9 protein-coding genes are annotated in these 12,918 nt (G+C 58.6%); 4 read left to right on the top strand and 5 right to left on the bottom strand.

Annotated features, from left to right (window positions below; all coding sequences use genetic code 11):
• Positions 1–56: 56 nt before the first annotated feature.
• Positions 57–2,282: an NADP-dependent isocitrate dehydrogenase gene (locus AC1RME_RS09780; protein ID WP_096822255.1), complete on the bottom strand. Its 2,226-nt coding sequence runs from the start codon at positions 2,280–2,282 to the stop codon at positions 57–59.
• Positions 2,283–2,763: 481 nt separating this feature from the next.
• Here AC1RME_RS09780 and icd point away from each other — a divergent pair, with 481 nt between their 5' ends.
• On the top strand, positions 2,764–4,020 hold the full coding sequence (gene icd, locus AC1RME_RS09775) for an NADP-dependent isocitrate dehydrogenase (protein ID WP_003223831.1): 1,257 nt from the start codon (positions 2,764–2,766) through the stop codon (positions 4,018–4,020).
• A 79-nt stretch (positions 4,021–4,099) separates the two neighbouring features.
• On the opposite strand, the gene AC1RME_RS09770 is transcribed toward icd, so the two are convergent.
• Positions 4,100–4,381, bottom strand: a complete 282-nt coding sequence (locus AC1RME_RS09770; RefSeq protein ID WP_096822254.1) for a cold shock domain-containing protein — start codon at positions 4,379–4,381, stop codon at positions 4,100–4,102.
• Positions 4,382–4,605: 224 nt separating this feature from the next.
• Between AC1RME_RS09770 and clpS the strand changes: the two genes are divergently transcribed.
• Positions 4,606–4,968: an ATP-dependent Clp protease adapter ClpS gene (gene clpS, locus AC1RME_RS09765; protein ID WP_015094394.1), complete on the top strand. Its 363-nt coding sequence runs from the start codon at positions 4,606–4,608 to the stop codon at positions 4,966–4,968.
• A 30-nt stretch (positions 4,969–4,998) separates the two neighbouring features.
• The gene (clpA, locus tag AC1RME_RS09760; RefSeq protein ID WP_085732141.1) at positions 4,999–7,269 is read left to right on the top strand and encodes an ATP-dependent Clp protease ATP-binding subunit ClpA; all 2,271 of its coding nucleotides are present in this window, start codon (positions 4,999–5,001) and stop codon (positions 7,267–7,269) included.
• An 899-nt stretch (positions 7,270–8,168) separates the two neighbouring features.
• Here clpA and infA read toward each other — a convergent pair.
• The 3 genes from infA to aat form a co-directional block, all read right to left on the bottom strand.
• The gene (infA, locus tag AC1RME_RS09755) at positions 8,169–8,387 is read right to left on the bottom strand and encodes a translation initiation factor IF-1 (RefSeq protein ID WP_002553999.1); all 219 of its coding nucleotides are present in this window, start codon (positions 8,385–8,387) and stop codon (positions 8,169–8,171) included.
• Between the two features lie 112 nt (positions 8,388–8,499).
• Positions 8,500–9,207, bottom strand: coding sequence for an arginyltransferase (locus AC1RME_RS09750; RefSeq protein ID WP_096822650.1), 708 nt, complete (start codon positions 9,205–9,207; stop codon positions 8,500–8,502).
• 58 nt (positions 9,208–9,265) lie between these two features.
• Positions 9,266–9,946 carry a leucyl/phenylalanyl-tRNA--protein transferase gene (gene aat, locus AC1RME_RS09745; RefSeq protein ID WP_096822649.1) on the bottom strand — a complete coding sequence of 227 codons (681 nt, stop codon included), beginning with the start codon at positions 9,944–9,946 and terminating at the stop codon, positions 9,266–9,268.
• A gap of 535 nt (positions 9,947–10,481) precedes the next feature.
• On the opposite strand from aat, the gene AC1RME_RS09740 reads away from it, so the two are divergent.
• A complete protein-coding gene (locus AC1RME_RS09740) occupies positions 10,482–12,890 on the top strand; it encodes a DNA translocase FtsK (protein WP_102622714.1) in 2,409 nt (802 codons plus the stop codon).
• The last annotated feature ends 28 nt before the right edge of the window (positions 12,891–12,918 follow it).

Here is a 12,918-nt window from a genome sequence, read left to right as displayed (position 1 = left end):
GGCAGAAACACAAACCCCGGCACGAGGCCGGGGTTTGTGATGTTCCCTTTACAACCTTATACCAGCGCAGCGATGGCCGCGTTGAGGGTTGCGCTTGGGCGCATGGCCTTGCTGATCAGCTCGGCATTGGCGTGGTAGTAACCGCCGATGTCCACTGGCTTGCCTTGAACGGCGTTGAGCTCGGCAACGATGGTCGCTTCGTTCTCGGTCAGGGTCTTGGCCAGGGTCGCGAACTGCGCTTGCAGTGCAGCGTCTTCGGTCTGGGCGGCCAGGGCTTGTGCCCAGTACATTGCCAGGTAGAAGTGGCTGCCGCGGTTGTCGATGTTGCCGACTTTGCGCGATGGCGACTTGTTGTTGTCCAGGAACTGGCCAGTGGCCTGGTCCAGGGTCTTGGACAGAACCAGCGCTTTCGGGTTGTTGTAGTTCACACCCAGGTGCTCGAGAGAAGCGGCCAGGGCCAGGAATTCACCCAGCGAATCCCAGCGCAGGAAGTTCTCTTCGACCAGTTGCTGCACGTGCTTCGGAGCCGAACCGCCAGCGCCGGTTTCAAACAGACCACCGCCGTTCATCAGCGGCACGATCGACAGCATCTTGGCGCTGGTGCCCAGTTCCATGATCGGGAACAGGTCGGTCAGGTAGTCGCGCAGTACGTTGCCGGTCACCGAAATGGTGTCCTTGCCGTCGCGGGTGCGCTGCAGGGTGTACTTCATGGCGTCGACCGGCGCCATGATCTGGATGTCCAGACCGGCGGTGTCGTGATTCTTCAGGTAAGCCTGAACCTTCTCGATCACCACGCCATCGTGGGCGCGCATCGGGTCCAGCCAGAAAATGGCCGGAGTGCTGCTTGCGCGAGCACGGTTGACGGCCAGTTTGACCCAGTCCTGGATCGGCGCGTCTTTGGTCTGGCACATGCGGAAGATGTCGCCGGCTTCAACAGCCTGTTCCATCAGCAGGGTGCCTTTGCTGTCGGTCACGCGAACCACGCCATCGGCCTTGATCTGGAAGGTCTTGTCGTGGGAACCGTACTCTTCAGCCTTTTTAGCCATCAGGCCAACGTTTGGCACGCTGCCCATGGTGGTCGGATCGAAAGCGCCATTGGCTTTGCAATCTTCGATCACCGCCTGGTAGATGGTGGCGTAGCAACGATCCGGGATCACAGCCTTGGTGTCGTGCAGCTGGCCGTCAGTGCCCCACATCTTGCCGGAGTCACGGATCATGGCCGGCATCGAGGCGTCGACGATAACGTCGCTCGGCACGTGCAGGTTGGTGATGCCTTTGTCGGAGTTGACCATCGCCAGCGATGGACGAACGGCGTAGACCGCTTGAATGTCAGCTTCGATCTGAGCTTGTTGCTCGGCCGGCAGCGCTTTGATGCGGGCGTACAGGTCGCCGATGCCGTTGTTCAGGTTGAAGCCGATCTCGGCCAGCACGTCGGCGTGCTTGGTCAGGGCGTCTTTGTAGAACTCGGCAACGATCTGGCCGAACATGATCGGGTCGGAGACCTTCATCATGGTGGCTTTCAGGTGAACCGACAGCAGCACGCCTTGTTGCTTGGCGCTGTCGATTTCAGCGGCGATGAACGCGCGCAGGGCCTTTTTGCTCATTACGGAGCAATCGAGGATCTCGCCCGCCTGAACGGTGGTTTTTTCTTTCAGGACGGTCGCGGTGCCGTCTTTGGCGATCAGTTCGATCTTCACGGCGTCAGCGGCGTCGATCAGGGCGGCTTTTTCGCTGCCGTAGAAATCGCCGGTGCTCATGTGAGCGACGTGGGACTTGGAGTCTTTGGCCCAGGCGCCCATTTTGTGCGGGTGCTTGCGCGCGTAGTTCTTGACCGACAGCGGAGCACGACGGTCGGAGTTGCCTTCACGCAGAACCGGGTTCACGGCGCTGCCCTTGACCTTGTCGTAACGCGCCTTGGTGTCTTTGTCGGCGTCGCTGGTCACGGTTTCCGGGTAGTCCGGCAGGTTGTAGCCCTGGGCTTGCAGCTCTTTGATCGCGGCTTGCAGTTGCGGAGCCGAGGCGCTGATGTTCGGCAGCTTGATGATGTTGGCTTCAGGCGTAACGGCCAGGTCGCCCAGTTCGGCGAGGTGGTCGGCTACGGCTTTGTCGCCCAGTTGCTCGGGGAAGCTGGCCAGAATACGTGCTGCAAGAGAGATATCGCGGGTTTCCACGGCGATATCGGCCGAGGCGGTGTAAGCCTCGATGATCGGCAGCAGGGAATAGGTGGCGAGGGCTGGAGCTTCGTCGGTGAAGGTATAGATGATCTTCGAGCGGGTGGGCATATTCGGATTAACTCTCTCTTCTTTGCTAAAGCGTGCGCAGAAACTCGAGGGGCGCCGGGTAAGCGCGTTCGTTCAAAGTCATCCATGAACCGAATGTCGAGATTCTTCGCGGTGATGTTGGGTGCATCAGTAGAGCGTCAAGCAGTCGGACTGCGGTAACAGTTCAACCAATCAGGCGGAAAGTCTCGTGCTAGAGAGGCCAGCCGTCGTGACCCTTTGGTCAGCGGGCGGCATTATACATAGGTAGCTGGCAATCTGCCGATGGTTCATATGCAACGATTCTCGTCCATTGGTCTAAAGGTCGCAGGCCGGGGTGGGGCGTAGAGTCGCCGTGAATGCTTGAGATTGGCGCTTTTCCCTTTGCTTTCAGGCTTGTACGAAACGAGATGTGGCCGCGCCCGGAACAGAGGGTTTGCGTGTTGATTCAACTGGGTTACGCTCGAACCAAGCCAGATGTTCAATCCAAACAATGGAGTTCAGCATGGGTTACAAGAAGATTCAGGTTCCAGCCGTCGGCGACAAAATCACCGTCAACGCAGACCATTCTCTCAATGTCCCTGATAACCCGATCATTCCCTTCATTGAAGGTGACGGCATTGGCGTCGACGTCAGCCCTGTGATGATCAAAGTGGTTGATGCTGCCGTGGCCAAGGCCTACGGGGGCAAGCGCAAGATTTCCTGGATGGAGGTTTATGCTGGCGAAAAAGCAACTCAAGTTTATGACCAGGACACCTGGCTGCCCCAGGAAACCCTGGACGCCGTCAAGGATTACGTCGTTTCCATCAAGGGCCCGCTGACCACCCCGGTCGGTGGCGGCATCCGCTCCCTCAACGTTGCCCTGCGCCAACAGCTCGATCTCTATGTTTGCCTGCGCCCTGTGGTGTGGTTCGAAGGCGTACCGAGCCCGGTGAAAAAGCCTGGCGACGTCGATATGGTGATCTTCCGCGAGAACTCCGAAGACATCTATGCCGGTATCGAATGGAAGGCCGGCTCGCCTGAGGCCACCAAGGTCATCAAGTTCCTGAAAGAAGAAATGGGCGTCACCAAGATCCGTTTCGACCAGGATTGCGGCATCGGCATCAAGCCTGTTTCGAAAGAAGGCACCAAGCGTCTGGTGCGCAAGGCCCTGCAATACGTGGTGGACAACGACCGCAAGTCGCTGACCATCGTGCACAAGGGCAACATCATGAAATTCACCGAAGGTGCCTTCAAGGACTGGGGCTACGAGGTGGCGAAGGAAGAATTCGGCGCCGAGCTGCTCGATGGCGGCCCGTGGATGAAATTCAAGAACCCGAAAACCGGCCGCGAAGTCATCGTCAAGGATGCCATCGCCGACGCCATGCTCCAGCAGATCCTGCTGCGTCCGGCCGAATACGATGTGATCGCCACCCTCAACCTCAACGGTGACTACCTGTCCGACGCCCTGGCGGCGGAAGTGGGCGGTATCGGTATCGCGCCGGGTGCCAACCTGTCCGACACCGTGGCCATGTTCGAGGCGACCCACGGTACCGCGCCGAAATATGCCGGCAAGGACCAGGTCAACCCGGGTTCGGTGATCCTGTCGGCCGAGATGATGTTGCGCCACCTGGGCTGGACCGAGGCGGCTGACCTGATCATCAAGGGCACCAATGGCGCGATCAAGGCCAAGACCGTGACCTACGACTTCGAACGTCTGATGGAAGGCGCCACGCTGGTGTCTTCTTCGGGCTTCGGTGAGGCGATCATCAAACACATGTAAGAAAGACCGCTGCAACGAAACCGCCCGGCTCGAGTGATCGAGCCGGGCGGTTTGTTTTCTGGCAGGTGTTCTGGTCGCTTCAGCTGGTCACTGATTGATGCTGCGCGGCGGCCGAGACGGTATCTTTCGCAGGCTCGGCATTCTGAATTTTTGTGGCGTGCAGCCCTTTGGGGCCTTGCACGATATCGAATTTGACGATTTGCCCGGCTTTGAGGGTTTTGTACCCGTCCATCTCAATGGCGGAGTAGTGTGCAAAGAAATCGATTTCCTTGCCGTCCTCGTCCTTCCCCTCGCGGGATTCGGTATTGATGAAACCGAACCCCTTGGCATTGTTGAACCATTTCACCTTGCCGACAGCCATGCTCAAATCCCTCTGCAACAGTCTCCATCGCTGGAGTATCATCCAATTCATCCGCAGTCGAATCCGTTAAAAAGATTGACTCCGCGGATCTTTTTTACCCACTGTGGGTTCTATTGGTTGTAACACCGTTTTCCCGATAGTCAAGGTGACCGGGCAGTCGGAGTTGAAAACGTGTCAAGCCGCCCCCACCACTGTATTTGCACAACTGACGAACCTTTCTTTCCATGCATGCAATCAGCCAGATTCGACTAACATTCAATCAGGATCGCCCTGATTTACACGACGACGATTCAGCGGGTATTGCTGTTCAGGAAGCAAAGCCTGCGTTACAGGCGCCGCCGATGTACAAGGTGGTTTTGTTTAATGATGACTACACACCGATGGATTTCGTCGTCGAAGTGCTCGAGGTGTTTTTTAACCTGAATCGCGAGCTGGCGACCAAGGTCATGCTGGCCGTCCATACAGAAGGACGGGCAGTATGTGGAGTGTTTACCCGCGACATCGCCGAGACAAAGGCCATGCAGGTCAACCAGTACGCCAGGGAAAGCCAGCATCCGCTACTCTGTGAAATCGAGAAGGACGGTTAATCGCCGACCACTTGGGTATGAGGTGAAGCTATGTTAAACCGCGAGCTCGAAGTCACCCTCAATCTTGCCTTCAAGGAGGCACGTTCGAAGCGTCATGAGTTCATGACCGTCGAACACCTGCTGCTGGCCCTATTGGACAATGAGGCTGCCGCCACCGTATTGCGTGCCTGCGGCGCAAACCTCGACAAACTCAAGCACGACCTGCAGGAGTTCATCGACTCCACCACGCCGCTGATCCCCGTCCATGACGAAGATCGCGAAACCCAGCCAACCCTGGGCTTCCAGCGTGTGCTGCAACGTGCTGTCTTTCATGTGCAGAGCTCGGGCAAACGCGAAGTGACCGGCGCCAACGTGCTGGTTGCAATCTTCAGTGAGCAAGAGAGTCAGGCGGTGTTCCTGCTGAAACAGCAGAGCGTTGCACGCATTGATGTCGTCAACTATATCGCCCATGGCATTTCCAAGGTGCCGGGGCATGGCGATCACTCTGAAGGTGAACAAGATATGCAGGACGACGAGGGCGGTGAGTCTTCTTCTTCAGGCAATCCGCTGGATGCTTATGCCAGCAATCTCAACGAACTCGCACGTCAGGGCCGGATCGATCCGCTGGTCGGGCGTGAAACGGAAGTCGAGCGTGTCGCGCAAATTCTCGCGCGTCGTCGCAAGAACAATCCGCTGCTGGTGGGCGAGGCGGGCGTGGGTAAAACCGCGATTGCCGAAGGCCTGGCCAAGCGCATTGTCGACAACCAGGTGCCGGACCTGCTGGCCAACAGCGTCGTTTATTCCCTCGATCTCGGCGCCTTGCTCGCAGGCACCAAGTATCGCGGTGATTTCGAGAAGCGCTTCAAGGCGTTGCTCAACGAACTGAAAAAACGTCCGCAGGCGATCCTGTTCATCGACGAGATCCACACCATTATCGGTGCGGGTGCCGCGTCGGGTGGCGTCATGGATGCCTCGAACCTGCTCAAGCCGCTGCTGTCGTCTGGCGACATTCGCTGCATCGGCTCGACCACGTTCCAGGAATTCCGTGGCATCTTCGAAAAAGACCGTGCCCTGGCACGTCGCTTCCAGAAGGTCGATGTGGTCGAGCCGTCGGTGGAAGACACCATCGGTATCCTGCGCGGCCTGAAAGGGCGCTTCGAGCAGCACCACAACATCGAATACAGCGATGAGTCGTTGCGCGCCGCTGCAGAACTGGCTTCGCGCTACATCAATGACCGGCATATGCCGGACAAGGCCATCGATGTGATCGACGAGGCGGGCGCCTATCAGCGTCTGCAACCGGTCGAGAAGCGTGTGAAGCGCATCGAAGTGCCGCAGGTCGAGGACATCGTGGCGAAGATCGCGCGGATTCCGCCGAAGCACGTCACCAGTTCCGACAAGGAACTGCTGCGTAACCTCGAGCGCGACCTGAAGCTGACGGTGTTTGGTCAGGACGCGGCGATCGATTCGCTGTCGACTGCGATCAAACTGTCCCGTGCAGGCCTCAAGTCGCCGGACAAGCCGGTCGGTTCGTTCCTGTTCGCCGGGCCTACCGGTGTCGGTAAAACCGAGGCTGCGCGCCAATTGGCCAAGGCTCTTGGGATTGAACTGGTTCGCTTCGACATGTCCGAGTACATGGAGCGCCACACCGTATCGCGTCTGATCGGTGCGCCTCCGGGTTATGTCGGTTTCGACCAGGGCGGTCTGTTGACCGAAGCGATCACCAAGCAGCCGCACTGCGTATTGCTGCTCGATGAAATCGAGAAGGCGCATCCGGAAGTCTTCAACCTGCTGCTGCAGGTGATGGACCACGGCACGCTGACCGACAACAACGGGCGCAAGGCGGACTTCCGCAACGTGATCGTGATCATGACCACCAACGCCGGTGCTGAAACGGCGGCGCGTGCTTCGATCGGTTTCACCCATCAGGATCATTCGTCCGATGCGATGGAAGTGATCAAGAAGAGCTTCACGCCGGAATTCCGCAACCGTCTGGATACCATCATTCAGTTTGGTCGCCTCAGTCATGAGGTCATCAAAAGCGTGGTGGACAAGTTCCTCACCGAACTTCAGGCGCAGCTGGAAGACAAGCGTGTGCTTCTGGAAGTTACCGATGCGGCGCGCAGTTGGCTGGCGGCCGGTGGTTACGATTCGGCCATGGGCGCTCGTCCGATGGCGCGTCTGATCCAGGACAAGATCAAGCGTCCGCTGGCGGAGGAGATTCTGTTTGGCGAGCTGGCCGAGCATGGCGGTGTGGTTCACATCGACATCAAGGATGGTGAGCTGACGTTTGACTTCGAGACCACGGCGGAAATGGCCTGACGACTGTGAAGTGAAAAGGCGCCTTCGGGCGCCTTTTTGTTGTCTGTTTGTTTGGTGTGAATATCCGTTGCTGCGGTTATGGCCGCTTAGGGTTCCGCCCTTACGGCGGGTCACTTTTGGCAAACGCCCCAAAAGTAACCAAAAGGTCTATGCCCTGACGTTCGGCCCTCGCTGTGGCTCGGGTTCCTTCGCTCCGGGATTGATCCGGGGGCATCGCCTACGGTTTGCTTCGCTGCACCTCCTCTCGATGCATGCGGCTGCGCCGCACGGTCGCTGCGCTCCCACCCGCGGATCAATCCCTCCACTCAGCCTGCCGACGGGCCCTGCGATCAAAAGCGGTACTTGAGCTAACGCTCATCGTGGTGAGTGGGGCGGCTTTGCCGCTTGGGTTGCACGTGGATTGCAACTGTGGGAGTCGGTTTACTGAGAATGGCGGCCTGTTGGCCGACCAATTTGTTTGGTTTGGGAATTGTCCGCAGGAGTTGCCGAAGCTGCGATCTTTGGCTTTGGCTTTGGCTTTGGCTTTGGCTTTGGCTTTGGCTTTGGCTTTGGCTTTTGATTTTTGCCCCTTCGGCAGGCCGAGCGGAGGTGTTCATCAGGGGGTAGGCGCGCAGCGCCGTGCGGCGAAGCCGCATACATCGAGAGGAGGTGCAGCGAAGCAAACCGTAGGCGATGCCCCCTGATGGACACCGTAGCGAGGGAACACTGAGCCTAGGCGAAGTGCCGTACGCCGGGGCAAAAGCCTTTTGGTTCCTTTTTGGCGTTTGAAAAAGGGACTCGCTGTAAGAGCGAAACCATAAGAAGCCGTTACCGCAGCAACGGATATACACCCAAATCCAAAAAAAACACGCACACACAAAAACGCCCGGCATTAAGCCGGGCGTCTTGTATTGACCTGATTAGCGAGCGCGGTAAGTAATACGCCCTTTGCTCAAGTCATAGGGCGTCAGCTCGACGCGCACTTTGTCACCGGTAAGAATACGAATGTAGTTCTTGCGCATCTTGCCGGAGATATGCGCGGTTACGACGTGCCCATTTTCCAACTCCACACGAAACATGGTGTTGGGCAGGGTGTCGACGACAGTGCCTTCCATTTCGAAGCTGTCTTCTTTCGACATGCAGTAAAGCCCTCGGTGTCCAATGAATGGCCCGGTGCAACTGCGCCAGGCAAAAGCGGCGTGCATTGTGCCCGAAAAATGGGGTTTACGCCAAGGGGTTTAGGGCTTGCATTCAGTTCAGGATGACCCAGCGCTGATTAATCAGCAGTTCGATCGGTCGATATTGGGTCTTGTAGTTCATCTTTTTGCAGTTTTTGATCCAGTAACCCAGGTACACCGCCTCGAGCCCCAGCCGCTGGGCCTCGCCGATCTGCCAGAGGATGGCGTAGCGCCCGAGGCTGCGGCGCTCTTCCTCTGGTTCGTAAAAGGTGTAGACCGCCGACAGGCCGTTAGGCAGCAGATCGGTGACGGCGACCGCCAGCAACCGCCCGTCGAGCCGGAACTCGTAGAAGCGTGAGAAGGGCAGGTCGCGAACCAGAAAAGTCGAGAATTGATCACGGCTCGGCGGGTACATATCGCCGTCGGCATGGCGCTGTTCGATGTAACGCTGATAAAGATCGAAATATTCTTCGCTGAAACCAGGCTTGACCGGGCGCACCTGCAAGTCGGCGTTGCGTTTGAAAATGCGCTTTTGCTGCCGATTGGGGTTGAACTGCGCCACCGGAATGCGCGCAGGCACGCAGGCATTGCAGTTCTGGCAATGCGGGCGGTACAGGTGATCGCCGCTGCGACGAAAGCCCATTTCCGACAGGTCTGCGTAGACATGCACATCCATGGGCTGGCTCGGGTCGAGAAACAGGGTCGTGGCCTGCTCCTCGGGCAGATAACTGCAAGAGTGAGGCTGAGTGGCATAAAACTTCAACCGCGCCAACTCGGTCATGATCAACCCTCGGGGGTAAGCTGGTGAATTAAGTGTAAGCCACGCGCGCAAAAGTCGCTCAGCAAACCCAGGTGGCAAGGTTGGGTTGATCGAGGTGCCGGGCCAGATATTCGGCAAATGCGGGGCGGGAGATCGCCCGGGCACCGAGGCTGTGCAGATGATCGGTAGGCATCTGGCAGTCGATCAGCACGAAACCCGAGTCTTTCAAATGTCGCACCAAGGTGGCAAAACCGTACTTGGAGGCGTTGTCGGCGCGACTGAACATCGATTCGCCAAAAAACAATTGCCCCATCGCCAGGCCGTAGAGTCCGCCGACCAGTTCGCCCTGGTCCCAGACTTCTACCGAATGGGCGAAGCCGCGCTGGTGCAGTTCGACATAGGCGTCCTGCATGGCCTGGGTGATCCAGGTGCCATCAGCGTAATCCCGTGGTGCGGCGCAGGCGCGAATGACCGCCTCGAAATCCTGATCGAAGGTCACCTGGTAGCGTTGCTGGCGCAGCAGTTTGCCGAGGCTGCGCGAGACATGCAGTTCGTCGGGAAACAACACGGTGCGCGGATCCGGCGACCACCAGAGGATGGGCTGGCCTTCGGAGAACCACGGAAAGCAGCCATGGCGATAGGCCTGGATCAAGCGATTGGCGGACAGGTCGCCGCCGGCCGCCAGCAATCCGTTGGGATCGCGCATGGCCTTTTCCAGTGGCGGGAAAGTCAGTGAATTGCGTTGTAACCAAGTCAGCATGGCGTCCAGGCTTGCAGAAGGGGAGGGCAGTAGGCGGTGAGGCCCGTTACAAAGTGTGCCGGTAAAAAGCGCGAATGTCCCCCCCGAACCTGTTCGAAGATTGCACGGCTGCAACTTGGTCGGGTGGACGCGGTCGTAGACGGGCGTCGGGGGCGAATGTGCACGGTGTCCGGGAAGGCGTCGAGTGGGGGCATTTGGCCGTCATGAGCAATCAGAGGTAGATGCTTCGCTACGTTCATCAAATACACCTCATAAGCCTTTGTCACAAAAGACAATGCATGCTCAAATTGCGTCGCAGGTTTTGTCTGCTTGGCTATGCTTGAAGCTGGGGCTCGAAGCATGGCATCGCACGCGCAAACCCGTACAATGCCGGGCTGTTACAGAATATTCGCAGCGAGCCGTGTTTATAAAACACGGGGCGCAGTGTTAAAAGTAGTCTCAGTTGTGCCCGTCAATTTTTTACCTGCCTGGATTGGGCAGTTTTTTATTGTCATTCAATAGATGGACGCGCCTCTGGCGCAGGAAAAGAAGCGTTTTGAAGAAATCCACCGCAGCACCAAAAACAGTCGTCCCGCTCTGGCGCCAGCAATTGCACTACCGACTCAAGGAAGGTGCATTGATCGCCATCGGTGCCTTGTGCCTGTTCCTGATGATGGCCTTGCTGACTTACGGCAAGGACGATCCGGGCTGGAGCCACAACAGCAAGATCGACGACGTGCAGAATTTCGGCGGCCCGGCGGGCTCCTACAGCGCCGACATCCTGTTCATGGTGCTGGGTTACTTCGCGTACATCTTCCCGTTGCTGCTGGCGATCAAGGCGTATCAGATCTTCCGTCAGCGCCACGAACCCTGGCAGTGGAGCGGCTGGCTGTTCTCCTGGCGCCTGATCGGCCTGGTGTTTCTGGTGCTGTCCGGCGCTGCGCTGGCGCACATTCATTTCCATGCGGCCACCGCGTTGCCGGCCGGTGCGGGTGGCGCGCTGGGTGAAAGCCTCGGTGATCTGGCCCGCAACGCCCTGAACATTCAGGGCAGCACATTGCTGTTCATCGCGCTGTTCCTGTTCGGCCTGACCGTATTCACCGACCTGTCGTGGTTCAAGGTGATGGACGTTACCGGCAAGATCACCCTCGACCTGTTCGAACTGTTCCAGGGCGCGGTCAACCGCTGGTGGTCGGCGCGGACCGAACGCAAGCAACTGGTCGCGCAATTGCGTGAAGTCGATGACCGGGTGCACGACGTGGTCGCCCCGACAGTCACCGACAAGCGCGAGCAGGCCAAGGTCAAGGAACGTCTGATCGAGCGTGAACAGGCCCTGAGCAAGCACATGTCCGAGCGCGAGAAACAGGTTCCGCCGGTCATCGCTCCGGCCCCGGTCAAGGCGCCAGAGCCAAGCAAGCGCGTGCAGAAAGAGAAGCAGGCGCCGCTGTTCGTCGACAGTGCCGTGGAAGGCACCTTGCCACCGATCTCGATTCTCGATCCTGCGGAAAAGAAACAGCTCAACTACTCGCCCGAGTCCCTGGCGGCGGTCGGCCACTTGCTGGAGATCAAGCTCAAGGAGTTCGGCGTCGAAGTCACTGTGGATTCGATCCATCCCGGCCCGGTCATTACCCGTTACGAAATCCAGCCAGCCGCTGGCGTCAAGGTCAGCCGTATCGCCAACCTGGCCAAAGACCTTGCACGTTCGCTGGCCGTGACCAGCGTGCGGGTGGTCGAGGTGATTCCGGGCAAGACCACGGTCGGTATCGAGATTCCCAACGAAGACCGCCAGATCGTGCGTTTCTCCGAAGTGCTGTCGACCCCTGAGTACGACAACTTCAAGTCGCCGGTCACCCTGGCCCTGGGCCACGACATCGGCGGCAAGCCGGTCATTACTGACCTGGCGAAGATGCCTCACTTGCTGGTGGCCGGTACGACCGGTTCCGGTAAGTCGGTGGGCGTGAACGCGATGATCCTGTCGATCCTGTTCAAGTCCGGCCCGGAAGACGCCAAGCTGATCATGATCGACCCGAAGATGTTGGAACTGTCGATCTACGAAGGCATTCCGCATCTGCTGTGCCCGGTCGTGACCGACATGAAGGACGCCGCCAACGCACTGCGCTGGAGCGTTGCCGAGATGGAGCGTCGCTACAAGCTGATGGCGAAGATGGGCGTGCGAAACCTGTCCGGCTTCAACGCCAAGGTCAAGGAAGCCCAGGACGCCGGCGAGCCGCTGAGCGATCCGCTGTACAAGCGCGAAAGCATCCACGACGAAGCGCCGCTGTTGCAAAAGCTGCCGACCATCGTCGTGGTCGTGGACGAATTCGCCGACATGATGATGATCGTCGGCAAGAAGGTTGAAGAGCTGATCGCCCGTATCGCCCAGAAAGCGCGGGCTGCCGGTATCCACCTGATCCTCGCGACCCAGCGGCCGTCGGTGGACGTGATCACCGGTCTGATCAAGGCCAACATCCCGACGCGGATGGCGTTCCAGGTATCGAGCAAGATCGACTCCCGGACCATCATCGACCAGGGTGGCGCCGAACAACTGCTTGGCCACGGTGACATGCTCTACATGCCGCCGGGCACCAGCCTGCCGATCCGGGTTCACGGCGCCTTCGTGTCCGACGATGAAGTTCACCGGGTGGTGGAAGCCTGGAAGCTGCGCGGTGCGCCGGAATACAACGACGACATCCTCAACGGTGTCGAAGAGGCGGGCAGTGGTTTCGAAGGCAGCAGCGGCGGCGGTGACGGCGATGATCCGGAAGCCGACGCGCTGTACGACGAAGCCGTGCAGTTTGTACTGGAAAGCCGCCGCGCCTCCATCTCCGCTGTACAGCGCAAGCTGAAGATCGGTTACAACCGTGCCGCGCGCATGATCGAAGCCATGGAAATGGCCGGGGTCGTGACGTCCATGAACACCAACGGTTCCCGCGAAGTCCTGGCCCCTGGCCCGGTGCGCGACTGATTCGATACCCTGATTCACATGCAAAGGA

This window comes from Pseudomonas sp. GW822-FHT03F08, from assembly GCF_058801265.1.
This window is presented reverse-complemented; position numbering and strand designations above follow the sequence as displayed.

What these genes read in the sequence shown, in the direction of transcription:
- infA (WP_002553999.1), bottom strand. Translation starts at nt 8,387, where the DNA reads ATGTCGAAAGAAGACAGCTTCGAAATGGAAGGCACTGTCGTCGACACC.
- clpA (WP_085732141.1), top strand. Translation starts at nt 4,999, where the DNA reads ATGTTAAACCGCGAGCTCGAAGTCACCCTCAATCTTGCCTTCAAGGAG.
- AC1RME_RS09780 (WP_096822255.1), bottom strand. Translation starts at nt 2,282, where the DNA reads ATGCCCACCCGCTCGAAGATCATCTATACCTTCACCGACGAAGCTCCA.
- icd (WP_003223831.1), top strand. Translation starts at nt 2,764, where the DNA reads ATGGGTTACAAGAAGATTCAGGTTCCAGCCGTCGGCGACAAAATCACC.
- aat (WP_096822649.1), bottom strand. Translation starts at nt 9,946, where the DNA reads ATGCTGACTTGGTTACAACGCAATTCACTGACTTTCCCGCCACTGGAA.
- AC1RME_RS09750 (WP_096822650.1), bottom strand. Translation starts at nt 9,207, where the DNA reads ATGACCGAGTTGGCGCGGTTGAAGTTTTATGCCACTCAGCCTCACTCT.
- AC1RME_RS09770 (WP_096822254.1), bottom strand. Translation starts at nt 4,381, where the DNA reads ATGGCTGTCGGCAAGGTGAAATGGTTCAACAATGCCAAGGGGTTCGGT.
- clpS (WP_015094394.1), top strand. Translation starts at nt 4,606, where the DNA reads ATGCATGCAATCAGCCAGATTCGACTAACATTCAATCAGGATCGCCCT.